We start from the raw sequence: 20,516 nt of genomic DNA, 5'->3' as shown, positions 1-20,516 counted from the left end.
CCCGCGTCGGGGACGCCCTCGGCGTTCGGCTCGACGGCGCCTGGGTGCTGAGCCCGGTCGGTCTCGCCGGGCTCGTCGACGCCGCGGGCGGCGTCCAGGTGGACGTCGACGACTCCGCGGGCGCGGCCGGTGCCGGGCTCCCGCCGGGTTCGACACGGCTCAACGGCGCGCAGGCCGTCGCCTACGCCACGACGCTCGCCGCGAACGAGCAGGCCGAGGCCCGGCTCTCGCGGTTCCAGCAGGTGCTGGCGGCTGTCGTCCTCGCCCTGCCCGCCGCCGAGGACCGGCTCGCTGCCGTCGTCACCGGGCTCGCCGCGGAGTCGGCGGGGACCGTCCCGGCGACCACGGTCGCGGACCTGCTGCTGTCGGTCCGGGACGCCGCGGCCGGCGTCCCGCTCGCGGGCACGATCGTCCCGCTGCGGATCGTCACGAGCCCGGACGGCGACACCGTCGGCCGGGCGCTCGACGGCCCCGCGACGCAGGGGCTCGTGGCCCGGCTGCTGCCCGGAGCGGTGTCGGAGACGGCGGAGGACGTCGCGGTCCGGGTCGTCGACGGCGTCGGCCGGGACGGGCTCACCTCCGCGGCCGTGAGCCGGCTGCGGGCCGCGAGCCTCGGCGCCGACGTCACGACGGCGCAGGCGACCGCGGCGTCGTCGGGCAGCGTGACCACCCCGGACGACCCGCCGACCCGGTCGACGGTGGCCGTCGCCGGCTCGGACGACGCCTCCCGGCTGCTCGGGGCCCGGGTCGCGGCGGCGCTGCACCTGCCCGCGGACGCCGTCCTCCTCGGCGAGCCGACCGCGGGGGCCGACGTGCTCGTCGTCCTCGGCCCCGACTTCGCGCAGGACGTCGCCCAGCACGGGGTGTGAGCGTCCCCGGAACCCGCGGCGGCACGGGCGTGAGAGGCTTGAGGCCTGGAACGCCACGACGCATGACGACGAACGACGACGACTGGGAGTACGTGTGACCGCCACCGACCGGGCGACCCTGCTGGCGCAGGCCGCGGCGATCGCTGCCGCAGACAAGCTCGCGACGGATGTCATCGCGCTCGACGTCAGCGACCAGCTCGTCATCACCGACGTGTTCCTCCTCGCCTCGGCGCCCAACGACCGTCAGGTCCGCTCGATCGTCGACGCGATCGAGGAGGCGCTGCTGGCGCACAAGGCCAAGCCGATCCGGCGCGAGGGCGCGAGCGAGGGCCGCTGGGTGCTCCTCGACTTCGGCGACCTCGTCGTCCACGTCCAGCACGCCGACGAGCGCGAGTACTACTCGCTCGAGCGGCTCTGGCGCGACTGCCCGGTCATCGAGCTGCCGCCCGAGGCGCGCGGCCGGGCGTCCTCCGCCGCCGAGTGACGACCGCCGAATGACGACCGCGCGGTGAACCCGCCGTCGCGCGGCGTCCGCGTGCTGCTGTGGCGGCACGGCCGGACGGCGTACAACCACACGAACCGCTGGCAGGGCCAGCTCGACGCCGACCTCGACGACGTCGGCCGGGAGCAGGCGGCCCGGGCCGCCGAGGTGCTCGCCAAGCAGGTCGCCGGCGTGCCGGTCCACCTCGTGGCGTCCGACCTGCGCCGGGCCGCCGACACCGCGGCCGCGCTCTCGGCGCTCGTCGGCCTGGAGCCGGTCCTCGACCGGCGGCTGCGCGAGATCGACGCCGGCGCGTGGGAGGGCCTGACCCGGGCGGAGATCGCCGACGCCGGGATGCGCGACGAGCTCGACGCGTGGGCCCGTGGCGAGGACGTCCGGATCGGCCGCACCGGGGAGCGCCGCAGCGAGGTCGGCCTGCGCGGGGCGCAGGCCGTCGCGGAGCACGTGCGCGCCGTCCCCGAGGGCGGCACGCTCGTCGTCGCGGCGCACGGCGGTCTCCTGCGCGGTGCCGTCCTCACCCTGCTCGGGCTGGACCCGGCCGCCTGGAACGTCTTCGGCGGCCTCGGCAACTGCGCCTGGGCCGAGCTGTCCGTGCGGGTCGACGTGGCGTCGGGCGGGGCCCCGGTCGACGGGAGCTGGCGCCTGATTCGCTACAACGTGTCAGCAGTCGATTACTAGACGTTAGAACTATCACCGCATCCACCTAACGTCGGAGATCGGTCGTTTCTCCCACGCCCGGTGTTCACCACTGGGTAACCTCCCCCGTAGTCGAGCCGGACGGGGTGGACGGCGCTGTTGCCCTCCGTGTCCGGGCCCTCAAGTCGAAGGGCGTGCTGGGGGGGACTCTGCACGCCCGCCACGGGAGTACACGCAGATGACCTCCGCTCCGTACCGCCACCGGCGCTCCCTCGGGATGCTGGTGGCCGCCGCGGCCGCCGCACTGTCCGTCACCGCGGTCTCGGTCCTCGCGGACCCGGCCGGAGCCGCCGTCCCGACGATGTCGACGACGCCGACCACCTACGCGGGTGCCGCCTTCCCCGCGACCGCCACCTCGCCGTCCGCCGACAAGCCGCAGAGCAAGCTCTGGTTCGTCGACAACACCTGGTGGGGCCTGTTCACGACGACCACGGGTGTCGTCATCCGTGAGCTCCAGACGAACCACACCTGGGTCGACACCGGCGTCCTCGTCGACAGCCGGGTCACGAGCACCGCGGACGCGCTCTGGCAGAACGGCAAGCTCTCGATCGTCAGCCGGACCTCGAGCGGCACGGTGCGGTACTACCGCTACTCATACGCCGCCGGCACGCGCACGTGGAGCCTCGACGCGGGCTTCCCGGCGAGCATCTCCACGACCGGCGCCCGCACGGCGACGATCGCCATCGACAGCAACGGCATCGTCTGGACGACCTTCGCGAAGGCGACGGTCATCTACGTCTCGCACTCCACGACGGCCGCGGCCACCGCCTTCACCGCACCGGTCGCGCTCCCCGTCCCGGACTCGACGGTCACCTCCGGCGACCTCTCGGGCATCATCGCCTTCGGCGCCAACAAGGTCGGCGTCCTCTGGTCCGACCAGGAGACCGCGGCGCAGCAGCCCGCGATGCGCTTCGCGTACCACGTGGACGGCGACCCCGACACCGCGTGGACCGTCGAGACCGTCTACCAGGGCACCGGCGTCGCGGACAACCACGTCAACCTCAAGACGATCGCCAACGACGCCCAGGGCCGCATCTTCGCCGTCGTCAAGACGTCGTTCAACGTGACCGGCGGCGGGCCGACCGCCGACATGCTCCGTGTGCTCTCCCGCAGCAACACCGGCGTCTGGTCGATCGCGACGCTCGCCAGCGTCTCGGACGCCGTGACCCGGCCGCAGATCGCCATCGACCAGCAGGGCGGCCGGCTCTACGCGCTCTACACCGGCCCCGAGGCGGGCGGCACGATCTACTACAAGTCCTCGCCGCTCGACGCGATCTCCTTCCCGGCGGGCAAGGGCAGCGTCTTCATGGAGTCCGCGGGCGCCGTCCTCAACAACGTCAGCCTCATGCGCGACATGGTGAGCCCCACGACGGGTCTCGTCGCGATCGCGAGCGACGACACGAGCGACCGGTACTACCACGCCGAGCTCTCGCTCCAGGCCGCCGGCGACACGTCGCCGCCGACCGCGATCACGGCGATCAGCGCGGTGCCGACCGGCACGACGGTGAACCTCACGTGGAGCGGCGCGACCGACAACGTCGGCATCGACCACTACAACGTCTACCGCAACAGCAGCCTGCTCAAGTCGGTCCCCTCGTCGCCGACGTCGGACGCCGGGCTCGCCGACGGCACGTACACGTACGGCGTCGCGGCCGTCGACGCGGCGGGCAACGTCGGCCCGGTGGTCAGCGCCGGGGCCGTGACGATCAGCGGCTCCCAGCCGCCGGCGGGTACGATCGCGTTCGTGTCGGGGAGCACAGCATCCGTCGGCCCGGGGACGTCGCTGGTCGTGAACAAGCCGGCCGGGACGGTCCAGGGCCAGGTCATGGTCGCCACGGTGAGCGTGCGGGGCAACCCGACGATCACCGCGCCGGCCGGCTGGACGCAGGCCGTCGTCACGACGAACTCGACGACGATGCGCCAGGCCGTCTTCACCAAGCCGGCGGGTGCCGCCGAGCCGGCGAGCTACACGTTCACGCTCTCGCAGTCGAAGAACGGCGTCGTCCAGGTGGACACCTACAGCGGCGTCAGCACGACGACCCCGGTGCGGTCGGTGGCCGGGCAGCTCAACGCCTCGTCCTCGACGATCTCCGCGCCGTCGGTGAGCGCCACCGCGGGCGACCAGGTCCTCGGCCTCTTCAGCCAGGCCCGGTCGTCGACGGTGACCCCGAACACCGGGCTCACCAAGCGGCTCCAGGTCGTGAACTCGACCGGCACGAGCTTCGTCACCGAGGCCACGGGTGACCGCAAGGCCACCGTGACCGGGCTCACCGGAGCCCTCACGGCCTCGGCGAACGGCTCGGCCGCGAGCATCGGCCAGACCCTGGTCCTGCGAGCGGCATGACGCAGACGGCGGACAACGGCACGGGCGGGAGCCCCCGTCGAGGCGAGACGATCGCCTCGACGGGGCCCCTGCCCGGGCCGGCGCGCCCCGCGGACGGGCCGGAGACGGTCAGCCTGCGGCGCGCGGACATCCGTCGGGCCGAGCAGCAGCGGACCACGGACGGTCGGAGCGGGGCCACGGACGGCCCGGACACGGTGAGCCTGCGGCGCGCGGACATCCGGCGCGCCGAGCAGGAGGCCGCGAAGAAGGGCGGCACCACGGCGCCCGGCACGTCGGAGATCGACCTCGGCACCGCCGGCGGTTCGGGCTCCGCGGGCGGCGGCAAGGGCCCGGTCGAGAGCCCGTTCGGCCGGTGGCGCCGGCTGCCGCTCAAGGCGGTGCTCGTCGGCGTCGTCGTCGCGGCGGTCGCGGTGCCGACGCTCCTCAAGGTCACAGGCACGGACTCCGTCGTCCTGGGCCTGCGGGACGACGACCGCCCGCGCGACAGCAGGAGCGACAGCGCGGAGCCGACCGACCCGTCCGTGATCGGCGACCCGGCCACCGGGACGAAGACCGGGCCGGGTTCGGTCATCGGCGGGGCGGTGGCCACCACCGGGCCGGACGGTCGCACGACCACCCGGAGCGCGCCGTTCGGCACCATCCGCAAGGCGTTCGAGACGCTCCGCCCCGGCGACACCCTCGTCATCGGCGACGGCGTCTACACCGAGAAGCTCGACGACGTGAAGAACGCCCGCGGGACGGCCTCCGCACCGATCACGGTGAAGGCCGCCCCCGGCGCCCGCCCCGTGGTCGAGGGCCTGCTGTGGTTCCACGACGCCGACTACTGGCACGTCTCGGGCCTCAACGTCCGCTGGGACGACTCGGACGGCAAGGGCCCGCACATGATGAAGTTCGCGGGCGGCACCGGGTGGAGCTACACGGACGCCGAGATCTCCGGTGCGCGCGCGTACGCGGCGATCCTGCTGTCGGACAACACGAGCGCGTTCCGGCTGGCGAACCTCTACATCCACGACACCGCGGACACCCACGGCACGAACCAGGACCACCTGATCTACGCCAACGCCGACACCTCCGGTGGCGTCATCGAGCGCTGCATCCTCGCGAACAGCCCGAACGGCCGTGCGATCAAGATCGGCGTCCCGGACGGCTCGTCCGACGTCACCGGCAACCTGACCATCCGCTACAACACGATGTACAACAACCTGGGCCCGAGCAACGTCCAGCTGTCGTACAACGCCCGCAACGTGAAGATCTACCGCAACATCATGGTGAAGCCGAGCTCCGGGACGGAGAACGTCACGGGCTTCAACCTCGAGGGCAGCGGCAACGTCGTCTACGACAACCTCGTGTACCAGTCGGCCGGCGCCGCCCAGAAGACCGACGGGCTCAAGGACGGCGGTGGCAACGTCGTCGCGAACCCCGGCTTCGTCAACGCGGGCGGCGGCAACTTCCGCACGAACGCCGCGAAGGCGAAGGCCTACGGCCGCTACGGCGGCTGACCCGAGCCGTCGTCCCGCACCGGTGCGCACAGCGGCCGGCGTGCCCAGGACAACAGTGCGAACTTCCCGATTCAGCGACGGGGCCACGCCCCGCGCGGCAAGGATTGACCAGTGAGCGAGCAGACCACGTCGACGCCAGCGCCCGCCCCCTCGACCCCGGCCGCAGGCCCCAGGGTCGTCGTCGTCGCCCAGGCGGCACCCGCCCAGGGCGGCATCGCGAGCTTCGCCGAGAACATCGTCGCCGACCCCACGCTGAACGGCGTCGCCCGGATGACGATGCTCAACACGACGCGCCAGGCCGTCCGCACCGCGGGCACGCTGAACCTCGGCAACCTGCGCAACGTCGTCGCCGACGCGTGGCGCGTGTTCCGCGCCGCGCGGTCCGCGGACGTCGTCCACGTCCAGTCCGCGCCGGGCCGGCTCTTCCCGCTCGCCCGGATGGTCACGCTGTGCGTCGCCGGCCGGCTCGGCGGCGCGGGCGTCCTGTGCCACGTGCACTCGGGCCGGGTCAACGGCGGCAACGCCGACGGGTTCGCGCCGTCGAAGCCGTACCTGTTCGTGCTGCGCCGGCTGCCGCGCTCGGTGCGCATCCTCACCGTCTCGAACGCCGGCACCCGCGTGCTGTCGAAGCTGCTGCCTAAGCACCACGTCGAGACCGTGGACAACGCGGTCGACGTCTCCCGCTTCACCCTCGCCGACCCCAAGAGCGAGCCGGTCGTGCTCATGTTCCTCGGCACGATCTCGGCCCGGAAGGGCCTCTACGACCTCGCGGACGCCGCCGTCCTCCTCAAGGAGCGCACCGACCTGCCGCCGTGGGAGCTGCGGGTCGTCGGCGGTGCCGCCGAGGTCGGCGAGGAGGAGGCCGAGGCGATCCGCTCGACGTGGCGGGAGAAGGGCCTCGGGGACTGCCTCGTCGGCCCGCTCGCCGGCCGGGCCGTCGTCGACGCCCTCGCCGACGCGAGCGTGTTCGTCCTCCCGTCGCACTGGGAGGGCCAGCCGATGGTCATCCTCGAGGCGATGTCGGCGGGGCTGCCGATCCTCTCGACGACCGTCGGCGCCAACGTCGACGTCGTCGGCCCGGACGAGGGCGTCCTCGTGCCGCCGCACGACGTCCCCGCGCTCGTCGACGCGCTCGCCGACCTCGTCGCGGACGCCGACGCCCGGGTCCGGCTCGGCCAGGGTGCCCGGGTGCGCGCCGAGACGGCGCACGACATGCCCGTCCTCGCCGGTCGGCTCGCGGCGCTGTACGAGCAGGCCGCCCGCCGGTGAGGCTGCTCGTCGTCGCCGAGGACGCGCCCGACCGGTCGGCGACGACGGGGAACGGTTCGACCATGATCACGGCGCACCTCGTGCCGCTGCTCGCCAAGGACGCCGAGGTCGACCTCGCGTACTTCGACGACGGGCGCCGGGTGGTCCCCGACGCCGTCCGGGACGCCTGCCGCCGCGTCGTCGCCCTGCCGGTCCGCCCGTCCCGCCAGGCCCTCGTCGCGACCCCGTTCACCCGGCTGCCCCGGGCGACGTGGCGGCGCGCGTCCGGTGCGGCCGTCGCGGCCGTCGCCGGGCTCGCCGCCGAGGCCGACGCGGTCTGGGTGCACGGCCTGCACGCGTTCGCCGTCACCTGTGCGGCCGTCGAGCCGCTCGCGACGCAGCCCGCCGTCCTCGCCCACGAGGTGGACCCGTGGGCCGACCACTGGCGGCAGCGGGCGAGCAGCCGCACCGGGGCCGCCCGCCGCTACGACCTGCTCCAGGCCGCCCGTGCGCAGGCCCTTGAGGAGCGCACGTCACGGCTGGCCCGGGCCTATGCCGTCGTCGCCCCCGCGGACGCCGAGCGGCTCGGCGCCCGGCTCGGCCGCACCGTCCTCGCGCTGCCCAACGGCGTCGGGGACCGCGACCCGGCGGCCGCCGCGGCCGGGGCCGCCGCGGGGCAGCGGGTCGCGCCCGGCCCGACGGTCGGGTTCCTCGGGTCCCTCGACTACCCGCCGAACGTCGACGCCGTCGAGCGGCTCGTCGGCACGATCCTGCCGCGGGTCGCGTCCCGGGTGCCGGACGTCGGCCTGCACGTCGCCGGGCGCCGCGCCGGGCCCGAGGTGACGGCGCTCGCGGGGGGCGCGGTCACGCTGCACGGCACGGTCGCCGCCCCCGCGGCCTTCTACACCGGGGTCGACGTCATGGCGTTCCCCGGGGACCTCGGCACCGGCACGAAGAACACCGTCAACGAGGCGCTGCTCGCCGGTGCCGCGGTCGTCGCGTCCCGGCACGCCGCCCGCGGGCTCGCCGACGAGGGCCAGCTCGTGCTCGCAGGCTCCGACGACGCGGTCGCCGACGAGGTGGCCGCGCTGCTGCTCGACCCGGTGCGGCGCGAGGAGCTCCGCGCCCGGGCCCGGGCCTGGTCCGCGGCCCGGCTGCCGTCCTGGGACGACGCGGCGGCGGCACTGCTCGCTGCGCTCGCCTGACCGATCGCTGGCCTGATCGACCGCGGGTCAGCCGGCCGCGGCGCCGGGGAGCGTCGTCCGCCAGTGCCGCAGGACGGCGGTCACGTTCTCGTCGGCCCACCGCGGGTCCCGGGCGAGGCCGGGCGACCGGGCGAGCGCGCTCGTGACGACGTGCGCCCACCAGGCGAGGACGACGACGTCCCGGTCGGCCTCCGACAGCCGCAGCCCGGACCGCTCCCACGCCCGCGCGAGGGCGGGCGCGGTCGGCCCCTGCGCCCAGGGGCGCGCGAGCAGCTCCGCACCGAGGCTGCGCCGGTGCCGCATCCGGTCCGCGGTCGCGACGACGTGCAGCACGTCCGCGCCGGGCACGGCCGCCGGCCGGGCGCCGTCCCAGTCGACGACGCCGGAGAGGCGCCCGTCGAGCACGAGCAGGTTCCCGGTCCACAGGTCGCCGTGCGTCGTCACGGCGGGCAGCCGGACGGCGTGCCGCCCGATTGCCTCCTCGACGGCCAGGCAGTCGTCCGCGAGCGCCGGGAGCAGCCCGCGGGCGGTGTCCGCGAGCGCGGGGACCAGCGCCGAGCCGGGCCAGGGCGGCAGCGTCGCGCAGAAGTCGGCCACGTCGTCGAGGAGCGCGTCGTCGAGCCCGGTGGCCGCCGCCCCCGGCAGCCGCGACTCCAGCGACCAGGCGAGGCCGTGGACGACGCCCTCGCCGAGGGCCTCGGGGACGCGTGTGACGTCCGCGGCGGCGAGGGAGCGCAGGGTGCGGGCGGTCGGCCGGGGATCGGCGGCGGAGTCCGCGGCGGCGACCCGGAGCACGGCGGGCCGGCCGGCGGCCGTCCCGAGCAGGAGCACCGCCCCGCCGGAGCCGACCCGCAGCCCGCGGGAGAGCAGGGTCGTGGGGCCGCCGGCCGGGACGTCGAACCCGGCGGCGGCGAGGACGGCGTCGAGCGGCCGCGCCGACGGGTCCCGGGTCGCGACGACGGCGCCGCCCGCGAGCCAGCGCCGGCCGCGGGCGGAGGCGCCGGCCCGGGTCACGGGGGGAGCGGTCCGGACCGCGACGCGCCGGCCGAGCCCGGCGGTGCGGGCCCGGAGCAGGGCGGCCTCACGGCGTCCGGCGTGCCGGAGCAGCGCGGCCGGCCCGCGCCCCGCGGCGATGTCGGTGTCCCACACGACCTCGCCGCCGATGAGGCGCAGCAGCAGGCCGTGCGCGTCCCCGGCGTGCGGAGCGCTCACGCGGGGGAGCGCGGCCGGAGCCCGGGGGCCTGCTCGCGGGGCTCGAGCGCCTTGTCGCGGCGGGCCAGCGACCCCCGCGGGGCGCGGGCCGGGGCGCCGCCGGTGGCGATCCCGGCCGGGGCCGCGTCGTCCTGCGGCAGCTCGACGACCGTGGCCTTCGGTGCGGAGGCGAGCCGCTTGCGCTCGGACGCCGCGATCGCCCGCCGCCAGCGGTCCGGCGGCAGCGCCGCGACCGCGCACAGCGCGACGAGCAGCCAGAAGTACCGCTGGTACGACAGGTGCAGGAAGATCCCGGTGACCATGTAGGTGGCGAGCGAGATGATGAGGCCGCTCGCGAGGACGCCGCGGCGCCGGGCCTCGTTCGACGCGCGGTCGGTGGCGTCCGGCGGGACGTCGAGCCCGAGCCGGCGGGTGCGCCGCAGGCCAGCCAGCGTCACCGCGAGGATCGCGAGGAAGGCCGCGATGCCGGGGAAGCCGAGCTCGGAGGCGATGCCGAGGTAGAGGTTGTGCGCCTCGCGGTCCTCGAGCCGGGGCCGGCCGCCGACGCGCTGGGCGTAGTACACGTACTTCGCGGGGAAGGCGCCCGGGCCGACGCCCGTGACGAAGTTCTCCTTGAACGCCAGCGCCGCGGCGAGGTTCTCGGTCGCCCGGCCGCGGATCGAGTTGTCCGCGGACTCGGTGCCCTGGGCCTGGCCGCCGGTGACGACCTTGGCGAGCGAGACGACGCGGTCGAGGTACGTCGGGGACGCCGCGAGCGCCACGGCCCCGATGAGCACGACGACGCCGAGCGCCTTGACCGAGATCATCCGCATGAAGACGGCGAGCAGGAACGCGGCGACGATGCCGACGACGACACCGCGGGAGTACGTGAGGGCCATGCCCGTGACGTGCAGGCCGATGCAGGCGACGAGCAGCCATCGCTGCCGCCGGCCGGCGTCCTTCATGAGGGCGAGCGCGAGCGGCACGAGGACGACGAGGATCTGCGCGTAGCGGTTCTTCTCGCCGACCGGGCCGGCGAGTCGGGGGAGGCCGACGTTGCCGTGGGTGTTCGTGAAAGCGACGCCGCCGGCGTCGGCCGAGGTCTCGATGACCGAGTTCGAGACCTTCGCGAAGCCGAGGTAGTCGTTGTCGTACGTGCCGGTGACCTGCTGGATGCCCGAGAGCAGGCCGAGGAACGCGCCCGCGAGCACGATCGCCCAGAGCACCCGGCGCAGCATCCGCGTCGTCGTGACGGTCGATGTGACGAGCACGAAGAGCGCCAGCCCCTCGAACGCGAAGCCGGAGACCTCCCCGAGGGCCGCGGTCAGGTCGTCCGCGGCGAGCGCGCTCGTGAGCATCGCCAGGCCGTAGAGCATGACGAACGGGAAGATGTACGTGAGGCGCAGAGTGTCCCGGCGCACGACGAGCCGGTGCACGAGCGGGATGAGCAGTGCGATGGGGACGAGCGCGGCCGCGACCGGGCCGCCGCCGTGCGCCTGGAGCACCGCGGGCAGGTTGATGTAGAGCAGCCCGAGGACGCCGACGGTGACGACGCCGGGCCGCCACGAGACGACGGCGCCGATCGGGACGAGCGCGAGGGCGAGCATGCCGACGAGCGGCTCGATGCTCGCCGCGAGACCGACCGCGACCGCGCTCGAGAGCAGCACGATGGCGAGGAACGGGATCTTCGGGCGGGCCGTCGTCCGGCTCTTGTCCCGCCAGGTCGTCGCCCGGTCGATCTCCCACTCGGACGGGAACGCCGTCGACGAGGGGGCGCCGGGTCTGGCGTCGACGCTCATGCCGGCCTGCCGATCCCGCCGGCCGGCGTGGGCGGCGCGACCTGCGGGGACCGGGCGGTCTGCCACCGGTCGATCCGCCGGCCGGACAGCACGTTCCAGACCGCACGCGCGGAGGCGACGTTGACCATGACGAAGAACGCCGGGATCGCCAGCGGGCCGCTGCGCAGGCCACGGGCCCGCAGCGCGAGGCCGAGGCCGCCCGCGGCGTACCCGAGCACCTGGAGCGCGGTGAACGCCTGCCACAGCGGCTCGGGCCGCAGCGCGCTGCCGACGAGGACGCCGAGCAGCGGCAGCACCATGAGCCGGCGGGCGACCTTGTGGGAGAAGAGCTGCACGGCGTAGAAGCCGTACCGGAACGGGTTGAGCAGGCCGCGGCGCAGGTACACCCCGCGCAGGCCGCGGGTCATGATCCGCACCTTGCGGTTGTACTCGGCGCGGTCGGACGACGCGGGCGGCTCGTACGCGATCGCCTCGGGGGCGAACACGAGCCGGCGGTGCGCCTCGACGACCGCCGTCGACGTCCAGAAGTCGTCGGTGACCCCGTCGACCACCGGCTGCACGAGGTCGTGCCGGATCGCGTAGAGCGAGCCGGTCGCGCTCGTCACGCTGCCGTAGCTGCTCTGGGACTGCTTGAGCAGCCGGTCCATCGACCAGTAGGAGCGCTCGCCCGTCGACTCGACGGCCGTGCCGCTCTCGGGCAGGTACCGCTGGTCCCCGGCGACGCCGCCGACGGCCGGGTCCGCGAACGGCGCCACGAGGGCGCGCAGGGCACCCGGCGCGAGCATGCTGTTGGCGTCCGAGAGGACGAGCACCTCGGCGTCGGTCGAGTCGATCGCGGCGTTGAGCGCCGCGGCCTTGCCGCCGCGGGGGCGGCTGAGGAGCCGGACACCGCCCGGCTCGAAGCTGCGCACGACGTCCTCGGTGCCGTCGGTGCAGCCGTCGGCGGCGACGACGACGTCGAGCCGGCCGGCCGGGTAGTCCTGCTCGAGGACGTTGGCGAGCTTGGCGCCGATGTCCTTCTCCTCGTTGTACGCCGCGATGACGACGCACACCGACGGTGTGACGTCACCGGTGCGCACCGGCCGGCGCCGCACCGCCCCGAGCAGGGCGGTGACGAGGGGGAAGAGCACGTAGGTCCACACCACCGCCGCCACGGAGGCGACGAGGAGCACGGTGCTCACCGCTGTCGGCCCGGCGTCCCGCTCTGCGGGCGGCCGTTGGCGCCGCCGCGGTCGGTGCCGACGACGGGCGGCGGGACGAACGAGGTGCCGTACCAGGGCGTGCCGTCCGGGCGCAGGTCCACCTCCGCGACCTCGTCGTCCGGGTGCTGCCCGTGCGGCGCCGCGCCGTTGGGGTGCTGCGGCACCGCCCCGTTGCCGCCGTTGCGGGCGGGCGTCGTCGGCGGGTGCGTGACGGACAGCCAGCTCGGGCCGGCCGCCGGGGACGCCGCGGTACCTGCCCGAGAGCGGCACGGCCGTCGAGTCGACGGGCGAGCGCTCCTANGGGATGCCGGGCCGGCCGGGGCCGGCCAGTCCTGGCCGGAGCCGTGGCCCGGGGCCTGCTGCTGCAGGGCCGGGCGTGCGGCGGGCGGCTCGATGGCGGCCTCGAAGGACGCGGCCGCCACGGCGGCGGCGTCGCCGCGGCCCTTGCGGCGGTCGGCCTTGGCCTTCGCCTCGGCCGCGATGGCCCGCAGGCTCGCCTTGGTGTCCTGGCCGTCGCGCACGCCCTGCGGCGCGAGGACGACCTCGACGGGCTGGTTCGTGATCCGGCGGAGCGTGACGAGCGCCGCCTGGAGCTCGGTGCGGCGGGTGACGCCCTGCTCGACGACGAGGAGCACCGCGTCGGCGGCGGAGGCCCACGCGAGGCCGACGTCCGAGGACTGGATGGCCCGCGGTGCGAGCACGATCCAGTCCGCGACGGCCCCGGCGGCCGCGACGGCGTCCTCGGTGGCGCCGCGCGAGCGGCTGCCCGCCCACGCGCCGGCGAGCTGGTACGTCTCGGGGGTGAAGCCGAGGCGCTGGACGCTGAAGTCGTTGCCCGTCGGGTCCGGCGCGAACAGGTAGAGCGCGGTCTGGCCGGTGATGTCGATCGGAGCGGTGTCGAAGACCGCGAGGTTGCGCGCCTTCTCGCTCTCGTTCTCCAGGAGCAGCGCGCGCCGGCCGGTCGCCGCGAGCGTGATCGCGAGGTTGAGCGGCATCTGCGAGCGGCCGTCCGCACCCGTGCCGACGACGGCGACGCAGTGCGCGCCCGCGCCGGGCGGCAGGGTGTCGAGGTAGGCGGCGAGCATCCGGTACGCGGCGTTCGTCGGGGCGTCGTTGTGCCGTGCGGACCCGCCCTTGGACCGGCGCGGGAACTCCACGAGCGGCTCGCGGCCGGTCGCGGCCTCGACGTCGGCGAAGGTGCGGATCACGCCGCGGGTCTGCTCGAGGAGGATGACGAGGAGCAGGCCGAGCAGCAGGGCGGTGAAGCCGGCGACCACGCCGCGCAGGTACGGCTGGCGGTCGATCGGCAGGCCGGAGGTCTGCGGGTCGACGACGACGCTGAGGCTGCCGGGGCCGGACTGCTGGGCGGTGCGCGCGAGCAGCTGGTCCTTGAGCGAGGAGACGACCTTGAGCGCGGCCTGCGGGTCGTTCAGCGTCACGCTGATGTCGAGGATGCGCGTCGCGCTGCTGAACTGGATCGCCGTCGCGGCCTGGACGTCGGCGCCCGTGAGGCCGCCGCCCACCTGGTTGGCGGCGTTCGACAGGGCGGTGCCGCTGACGACGAGCTGGGCGTAGGTGCCGATGAGCTGGCTGGACGCCTTGATGCCCTCGGCGTCCTCGTTGACCGGCCCGACGAGCAGCTGCGTCGACGCGGAGTACTGCGACGGCGTGAGCAGTGTGTAGGCCGCGGCTCCGCCGCCCGCCAGGAGCGCGACGGCGAGGAGCGCGAAGGCCCAACGGCGCAGGGCCTGCGTTGCGGTCTGTCTCACTATGACTCCTCGCTGCTGACGTGCTCTCCGGGCGGTTTCGCCCCGGACGGGTCCTGCCGGGCTCGACGTCGAGCCTTCAGCAGGGGGATTCGGGCCGCCGCAGGGAACGTCCCGACGACGTCCAGGCGCCCCGACACCGCCACGAAGATGAACAGGGACACTCCGGCGGCGGCGACCAGCCCCACCCATGATGACGGATAACCCACCGTGTTCGCTGCCAGTAGCGCAGCAAGGGCACCGAACAGCCAGAAATACACGCCGGCGTACCGGCGCGGGGGGAGGGTGATCCCGGTGCCGCGGGCGAGCATGACCTGCTTGGCGACGTTGTAGCCGACGAGCGTGAGGCTGCTCGCGACGGCCGCGCCGAGCGCGCCGTGGCGCGGGACGAGTGTGAGCAGGAGCACGATGTCGAGGACCGCGGCGATGCTGGCGGCGGCGACGACGCCCTTCCACCGGCCGAAGACCTGCAGCGTGAGCCCGTTGAACCCGGTCGCCGCCTGCAGGTACAGCCCGAGGGCGAGGATGACGAGCAGCACGGCGGAGTCGCTGTAGCGGTCGCCGTAGATCGTGCCGACGATGAACGTCGGCGCGGAGACGATCACCGCGACGACGGGGAACGACAGGGTCGCGACCCACGCGGCGGTCTCCCAGTAGTGCCACGCGGTGACGTCCCGCTCACCGCGCGCCAGCACCCGGGACAGGTGCGGGGTGAACAGCGGCGTGAACGCCTGCGTCGCCACGAGGGTCATCGCGGCCAGCGGACCGACGACCCGCAGCGCCGCGACCTCGTCCGGGCCGTGGTAGTGCATGACCGCGATCGCGTCGACCGAGTTGACCAGGAGCAGCACGAGGTCGGCGCTGAGCAGCGGCAGGGAGAAGCCGAAGAGCGTCCGCACCGGGAACGACAGCTCGGAGCGCCGGTAGCGGGCGGCCAGGCCGGTGCTGCGCAGCGTCGAGACGAGCATCCCGACGTAGAGCAGGACGCCGAGGAAGGCCGCGACGACGTACCCGACGCCGAGCTGGTAGACGCTCCCGCCGGCGAGCAGGATGCCCGCCGCCGCGGCGAGCCGCAGCAGCGGGCCGACGAGGTACTTGCGGACGAAGATCGCCTTCGCGTTGGCCATGACGGCGAACAGCCCCGCCATCGCGTCGTCCGCGGCCTGCAGCGGGGCGAGCGCGACGAGGATCGGGAGCAGCCCGAGCACCTCGGGCCGGCCGCCGCCCACGAGCCGGCCGGCAGGGACCGCGAGCAGCACGACCGCGGCGCCGAGGCAGACGATCGTCACGAGCTGCACGAGGAGCGCACCGAAGAGCTCGCCGTACCGGCCCTCCTCGTCGAACTTCGCGACGAACCGCGGGACGGCTCGGTCGAGGCCGAGGTGGATCGCCGCCTCGGCCGCGAGCACGACGGAGAGGCAGTAGGCGAACGCGCCGAAGTCCCCGGAGGTCAGGGCCCGCACCAGGATGACCTGGGTGACGAAGTTCGTCCCGAGCGACAGCAGCCGCCCGCCGAACAGCAGCGTCGAGCCGCCGACGGTCCTGCGCTGACCGGACGCCGACGCGTCCGACGCCTCGGGGGCGTCGGACACGGCGTCGGGGACAGGTCGGGTCACGGGGCTCGCCAACGCCGGTGGTGCGCGTCCCAGACCTGGGCGGTGACGTCCCGGCGGACGGCGTCGGCCGGCCGCGAGGCGTCCACGAGCAGCCAGCCGGGCCGGGTGGCGGCCAGCTCGGCGTACCGGCGGCGCTGGTCCTCGAGGATCTCGGGGGAGTGCTCCTGGCTGCGGGCGTGCAGGACCTCGCCCGGGGCGTCGAGGACGACGACCCGCTGCGGGCGCAGTGCGACCCGGCCGAGCACGGCGCGGCGGGCCCGGGACTTCACCGAGGCCCCGGGCCGGGACAGCCGGCTGTCGTAGGCGTAGCGGTCGAAGAGGACGACCCGCCCGCGCGCGAGGTGCAGCACCGTCCGCAGGCTCATGACCACCTGGCGCACGAGCAGCCCGAGCGTGTGGCCGCCGGGGAGCTTGGCGAAGGGGCCCACGGAGCCCTGGTACTGGCCGGCGTAGAAGGTCGCCACGGGGAACGGGTAGGTCGCCGCGACCGCGGCGACGACCGAGGACTTGCCCGCACCGTCCGGGCCGACGACGGCCACGGCGGTGCCCCGGCGGCGCAGCGCGGTCGCCGGCTTGCTCGCCGCCCGCGCGCCGAGGGCCCGGGCGCGGCGGGCGAGCACCGACGTCCGGCGGGCCGCCGTCCACGCCGACCGCAGGGTGCCCGCGACGTCGGCGAGGTCGCCGTCGAAGCCCGGGTCGCGCAGCCGCCCGAGCAGGGCCTCCGTGCCGGCGGCGCCGAGCAGGCCCTCGACGAGGGCGCGCGCCTCGTTCCCGGCAGGTGCCTCGTGGCCCGGGTCGGCGGCCCGGGCCAGGTCGCCGAGGCGGGCGGTGTGCCGGCCGCAGCGGCCCTGCCGGTCGAGCAGGCAGTGCAGCAGGAGCACCCACAGGTCGTCCGCGGGCGCGGGGCCGGCGGCGCCGCGCGAGCGCGCCACGACCCCGGGGGCGAGGTCGGTGACGAACTCCTGGGCCGCCCCGAAGGCGACCTCGCTGAGCACGTCGACCTTGAGCCAGGTGCCGGCGTCGGGCTCGAACCGGAAGAAGAAGCGGTGCGATCCGCGGCCCCAGGCCGGCCGCTCGACGAAGCCGGCGCCGAGCAGGCGGGCCACGAAGGCGTCGAGGTGCGCGGGGTCGACGAGGACGTCGACGTCGACCGGCTCGGCGGACCCGGTCGTGTCCGCAGCCCCGGAGGCGGCGTCGGCCGCCGGGACGTCGCCGTCCCGGAGCAGGCACCAGCCCGGGAGGCCGGCGAGGACCGCGGCCACCCCGTCCGTGTCGACGCTGCGTGAAGTACTCGTCACCTACTGCTCCATTCGTGGTGCGCTCGATACGCCGACCGGGTCACATCGGGTCGCTGTGGGTCAGGTCCCCTCAAGGCCCCCGCCGCGGACCCCGACGCCATGACTGTCCTGGTCCCCGCCGCGACCGGTCCGGCTCCGCCCGGGTCCGGCCGCACCGGGGAGACACGTGCGACCGACAAGGTGACGACACGATGCAGTCGCAGCACAGTCCGCATGTCCCTGACCTGCATGTCCCCGACCCCGCTCGTCCCGCCGGTCCCGCCGGTCCGGCCCGCGGCACGGCCCTGCGCCGGGCGCTCGCCGCGCTCGTCCTCGGCGTCCTGGCGCTCCCGCTGGCCGCCGTCGCGGCCCCGGCGTCCGCAGCCTCGTCCTACGTCGTGGCCCCGTGGGGCAGCGACTCGGCCGCCGGCACGTGGGCCCACCCGTTCCGGACCCTGACCCGGGGCATGAAGGCGCTGCGGGCCGGGGGCACCCTCGTCGTCCGCGGCGGCACGTACCGGGAGCGCGTCAAGCTCCGTCCGGCGAAGGGGACGGCGACCCGACGGATCACCGTCCGCGCCGCCGAGGGCGAGGACCCCGTCGTCCGGGGCGTGCTGTGGCTCACCGGCGCGGACTACTGGACCCTGCGGAACATCGACGTGACGTGGAGCGCGGCGAACCGGTCGAACGAGCACATGGTCAAGATGAGCGGCGGGGTCGGCTGGCGCATCGCCGACGCCCAGATCTGGGGCGCCCGCTCCTACGCGGCGATCCTCGTCACGGGCCGCCCGCGCGGCTGGAAGATCGACCACAGCTGGATCCACGACACCTACCGCACCCACACGGTGAACCAGGACCACCTGATCTACGTCAACGCCGGCATGGGCGGTGGCGTCATCGAGCGCAACGTCCTGTCCCGCAGCGCCAACGGCCGCGGGATCAAGGTCGGTCCGTCGTCCCCGTCCGCGGGGGCGGTCGGCAACGTCGTGATCCGCTACAACACCTTCTACGACAACCGCGGGCCGTCGAACGTGCAGCTGTCCTACGGGGCGTCGAGGGTCCGGATCTACCGCAACATCTTCGTCCGGAGCGGCTACGGCAAGCCCAACGTGACGACGTACCGGCTCAGCGGCTACGGCAACGTCGTCGCGGACAACGTCGGCTGGGCGTCGACGCGGGTCGTCTACCCGGCCCGCGGGCTGCGCAACGCCGGCGGGAACGTCAAGATCAACCCGTACCTGGGCTGGGGCTACTCCCCGGGCTCGGCGCGGGTGCGGGGGTACGGGCGCTTCGGCTGAGCGCAGGACGCCCCTCACGAGCACGACAACCTCTTCCTCGTCGACCACCCCGGCCGGCGGGAGCCGGGGTCACGGTCCGTCAGCGTGCCATCCTCCTGGGTGGCACGCTGACGTGCCCGTCCATCATGCAAGGCGGGGCCGGTGATCGTCCGGCGATCCGCCTCGCCCCTCACCTCTTCGGCCCTTTTCCTGCAAACCTCCGACCGGCTATCTGCGCCCGCTGATAACTTCCGGATTCGCAAGGACGCGGTAACCAGGTGTAACAGGGACCGGTCGTCCGGATGAACGACCTGTAAACGCGCAGGTCGGACTGATGGGACGCCGGGACCTGGTCCTCCGGCTCGTGATCCGGGGCGAAACGTGCGGAAGGGGCGCAGACTTGTCTGCAGCAACAAAGCGGCTGTCGTTGCTCGGTGTAGCCGTGGCGACGGGGGCCGAGGTGCTCGCGGTCTGGCCGGGGGTCGAGCGGTGGGCGCTGCGCCTGCTCCTCGCCTTCGTGGCCCTGTTCCTCGTCCTCGTGATGATCGGCAACACGGGCGGCCGGACGGCGTCCGACTCCCTCCCGGAGCGCCGCTCGCCGGACCGCTTCAAGGCGGAGATCAACCGGGCCCGGCGCTACGGCCGGGCCGTCGCCCTGGTCCGGGTCCGGACGTCGGCGGTCGCGGTCGCCGAGCGGCTCGCGACGGACCTCGACGACCACCTGCGCGCGGACGACGGTCACTGGACCGACGGCCGTGACGTCCTCGTCGTCCTGCCCGAGGCGAACCGGTCGCACGCGATGCAGTTCGTCCGGCGCTTCCAGGCGACCCTGACCGACGTCCGCGACAGCCAGGTCGTCATCGCCTCCTTCCCGGAGGACGGCACGACGTTCGGCGCCATCGCGTCGACGATCGAGGCCGCCGCCCCGGTCGAGACCCTGGTCCCGGGCGAGGACGGCGCACCGGTCGCCCTCATCAACCTGCACGACGCGGACGTCCCCACGGTCCCGCTCCGGCTCGCCGAGGAGCGCGCCCGGCAGCAGGACGACGCCGGCTGGGACGCCGGCGTGGGCGACCGCCGGGGGGCCTGAGGCATGGCGTTCGACTACCGCCTCGTCAAGCGGCTCGTCGACCTCATGGTCTGCGCTGTCGTCCTGCCGCTGCTGCTGCCGGTGCTCGCGGCCTGCGCCGTGGCGATCCGGCTCGACACGCCCGGACCGATCATCTTCGGCCAGTGGCGCACGGGCCGGGACGGCAAGCGCTTCAAGATGTACAAGTTCCGCACGATGGTGCGCAACGCCGAGGAGCTCAAGGCCGAGCTCCAGCACCTGAGCATCGTCCGCTGGCCGGACTTCAAGATCATCGACGACCCGCGGATCACGCGGGTCGGCAAGATCCTGCGCAAGACGAGCCTCGACGAGCTGCCGCAGTTCATCAACGTGCTCAAGGGCGACATGACCCTCGTCGGCCCCCGCCCCACGTCGTTCTCGGCGGACACCTACGCGCTGTGGCACACCGCCCGCCTCGAGGTGGCCCCCGGCCTGACCGGGCTGTGGCAGATCGAGGGCCGCAACCAGGCGTCGTTCGACGAGCGCCTCCGGATGGACATCAAGTACATCGCCACGATGCGACCGATGGGCGACCTCAAGATCGTCCTGCGGACCGTGCCGGCCGTCCTGCTCCGCAAGGGCGCGTAGGCGCACCCCGTGGCGCAGGCCCGCGACGCGCGGGCCGAACCGATTTGGAGTCACGCCCCTTCGCTGGGATAGACTCCTCAAGCCTTCACGGACGGGCCCTCGGGTCCTCCGCGAGGTGAAGGGGCTGTGGCGCAGCTGGTAGCGCACCTCCATGGCATGGAGGGGGTCAGGGGTTCGAATCCCCTCAGCTCCACGCAGGTCAGGGGCCACTCTCAGAGGCTGAGAGTGGCCCCTTCTGTGTCCGTGCAGCAGCAGAGTGCAGCAGTAAGCGGTGAGCGTCCGGACTGACGTCGGATCGCGTCGAGGAACTCGACCCCGGAACCGTGCTC

General features: G+C 74.5%; 16 protein-coding genes and 1 tRNA gene. 11 read left to right on the top strand and 6 right to left on the bottom strand.

Annotation, left to right across the window (positions count from 1 at the left end; translation table 11 throughout):
* The 7 genes from EDJALFJO_RS10250 to EDJALFJO_RS10220 form a co-directional block, all read left to right on the top strand.
* Positions 1-869, top strand: an 869-nt coding sequence (locus tag EDJALFJO_RS10250) for an LCP family protein (RefSeq protein ID WP_198950175.1), incomplete at its 5' end; no start/stop codon positions are given.
* A gap of 94 nt (positions 870-963) precedes the next feature.
* Positions 964-1,353: a ribosome silencing factor gene (rsfS, locus tag EDJALFJO_RS10245; RefSeq protein WP_088284816.1), complete on the top strand. Its 390-nt coding sequence runs from the start codon at positions 964-966 to the stop codon at positions 1,351-1,353.
* 24 nt (positions 1,354-1,377) lie between these two features.
* Positions 1,378-2,049, top strand: coding sequence for a histidine phosphatase family protein (locus tag EDJALFJO_RS10240; RefSeq protein WP_088284814.1), 672 nt, complete (start codon positions 1,378-1,380; stop codon positions 2,047-2,049).
* Positions 2,050-2,245: 196 nt separating this feature from the next.
* Positions 2,246-4,411, top strand: coding sequence for a hypothetical protein (locus tag EDJALFJO_RS10235; RefSeq protein ID WP_143448442.1), 2,166 nt, complete (start codon positions 2,246-2,248; stop codon positions 4,409-4,411).
* Complete coding sequence (locus EDJALFJO_RS10230; RefSeq protein ID WP_088284810.1) at positions 4,408-5,910, top strand: hypothetical protein; 1,503 nt, start codon at positions 4,408-4,410, stop codon at positions 5,908-5,910. Before EDJALFJO_RS10235 ends, EDJALFJO_RS10230 begins: the two co-directional genes overlap by 4 nt.
* Positions 5,911-6,021: 111 nt before the next feature.
* Positions 6,022-7,179, top strand: coding sequence for a glycosyltransferase family 4 protein (locus EDJALFJO_RS10225; RefSeq protein WP_088284808.1), 1,158 nt, complete (start codon positions 6,022-6,024; stop codon positions 7,177-7,179).
* Positions 7,176-8,363, top strand: a complete 1,188-nt coding sequence (locus tag EDJALFJO_RS10220; protein ID WP_088284806.1) for a glycosyltransferase family 4 protein — start codon at positions 7,176-7,178, stop codon at positions 8,361-8,363. The genes EDJALFJO_RS10225 and EDJALFJO_RS10220 overlap by 4 nt, the downstream gene beginning before the upstream one ends.
* 27 nt (positions 8,364-8,390) lie before the next feature.
* Here EDJALFJO_RS10220 and EDJALFJO_RS10215 read toward each other — a convergent pair whose 3' ends face one another.
* The 6 genes from EDJALFJO_RS10215 to EDJALFJO_RS34210 all read right to left on the bottom strand — a co-directional run bounded on the left by EDJALFJO_RS10215 (position 8,391) and on the right by EDJALFJO_RS34210 (position 17,235).
* A complete protein-coding gene (locus tag EDJALFJO_RS10215) occupies positions 8,391-9,575 on the bottom strand; it encodes a phosphotransferase (RefSeq protein WP_088284803.1) in 1,185 nt (394 codons plus the stop codon).
* A complete protein-coding gene (locus tag EDJALFJO_RS10210) occupies positions 9,572-11,353 on the bottom strand; it encodes an O-antigen ligase (RefSeq protein ID WP_143448441.1) in 1,782 nt (593 codons plus the stop codon). The genes EDJALFJO_RS10215 and EDJALFJO_RS10210 overlap by 4 nt, the downstream gene beginning before the upstream one ends.
* A complete protein-coding gene (locus EDJALFJO_RS10205) occupies positions 11,350-12,534 on the bottom strand; it encodes a glycosyltransferase family 2 protein (protein ID WP_158220375.1) in 1,185 nt (394 codons plus the stop codon). The genes EDJALFJO_RS10210 and EDJALFJO_RS10205 overlap by 4 nt, the downstream gene beginning before the upstream one ends.
* Before the next feature lie 322 nt (positions 12,535-12,856).
* On the bottom strand, positions 12,857-14,324 hold a 1,468-nt coding region (locus EDJALFJO_RS36340), incomplete at its 3' end, for a Wzz/FepE/Etk N-terminal domain-containing protein (protein WP_369812510.1).
* The gene (locus EDJALFJO_RS33365) at positions 14,324-15,937 is read right to left on the bottom strand and encodes an oligosaccharide flippase family protein (protein ID WP_158220373.1); all 1,614 of its coding nucleotides are present in this window, start codon (positions 15,935-15,937) and stop codon (positions 14,324-14,326) included. The genes EDJALFJO_RS36340 and EDJALFJO_RS33365, both read right to left, overlap by 1 nt.
* Positions 15,934-17,235 carry a hypothetical protein gene (locus tag EDJALFJO_RS34210; RefSeq protein ID WP_158220372.1) on the bottom strand — a complete coding sequence of 434 codons (1,302 nt, stop codon included), beginning with the start codon at positions 17,233-17,235 and terminating at the stop codon, positions 15,934-15,936. Before EDJALFJO_RS34210 ends, EDJALFJO_RS33365 begins: the two co-directional genes overlap by 4 nt.
* A 191-nt stretch (positions 17,236-17,426) precedes the next feature.
* Between EDJALFJO_RS34210 and EDJALFJO_RS10180 the strand changes: the two genes are divergently transcribed.
* From EDJALFJO_RS10180 to EDJALFJO_RS10165, 4 genes are all read left to right on the top strand, one after another.
* The gene (locus EDJALFJO_RS10180) at positions 17,427-18,512 is read left to right on the top strand and encodes a right-handed parallel beta-helix repeat-containing protein (protein WP_088284791.1); all 1,086 of its coding nucleotides are present in this window, start codon (positions 17,427-17,429) and stop codon (positions 18,510-18,512) included.
* A gap of 421 nt (positions 18,513-18,933) precedes the next feature.
* Positions 18,934-19,581 carry a hypothetical protein gene (locus tag EDJALFJO_RS10175; protein ID WP_088284789.1) on the top strand — a complete coding sequence of 216 codons (648 nt, stop codon included), beginning with the start codon at positions 18,934-18,936 and terminating at the stop codon, positions 19,579-19,581.
* Positions 19,582-19,584: 3 nt separating this feature from the next.
* Positions 19,585-20,187, top strand: coding sequence for a sugar transferase (locus tag EDJALFJO_RS10170; RefSeq protein WP_088284787.1), 603 nt, complete (start codon positions 19,585-19,587; stop codon positions 20,185-20,187).
* A gap of 120 nt (positions 20,188-20,307) precedes the next feature.
* Positions 20,308-20,380: transfer RNA gene (locus EDJALFJO_RS10165), tRNA-Ala, on the top strand.
* Positions 20,381-20,516 lie beyond the last annotated feature (136 nt).

Source organism: Kineosporia sp. A_224 (genome assembly GCF_002198655.1).
Classification (GTDB): domain Bacteria; phylum Actinomycetota; class Actinomycetes; order Actinomycetales; family Kineosporiaceae; genus R-H-3.
The sequence above is the reverse complement of the archived record's forward strand: the minus strand, read 5'-3'. Positions and strand labels throughout refer to the sequence as shown.

What these genes read in the sequence shown, in the direction of transcription:
- EDJALFJO_RS10235 (WP_143448442.1), top strand. Translation starts at nt 2,246, where the DNA reads ATGACCTCCGCTCCGTACCGCCACCGGCGCTCCCTCGGGATGCTGGTG.
- EDJALFJO_RS10230 (WP_088284810.1), top strand. Translation starts at nt 4,408, where the DNA reads ATGACGCAGACGGCGGACAACGGCACGGGCGGGAGCCCCCGTCGAGGC.
- EDJALFJO_RS10210 (WP_143448441.1), bottom strand. Translation starts at nt 11,353, where the DNA reads ATGAGCGTCGACGCCAGACCCGGCGCCCCCTCGTCGACGGCGTTCCCG.
- EDJALFJO_RS10180 (WP_088284791.1), top strand. Translation starts at nt 17,427, where the DNA reads ATGCAGTCGCAGCACAGTCCGCATGTCCCTGACCTGCATGTCCCCGAC.
- EDJALFJO_RS10170 (WP_088284787.1), top strand. Translation starts at nt 19,585, where the DNA reads ATGGCGTTCGACTACCGCCTCGTCAAGCGGCTCGTCGACCTCATGGTC.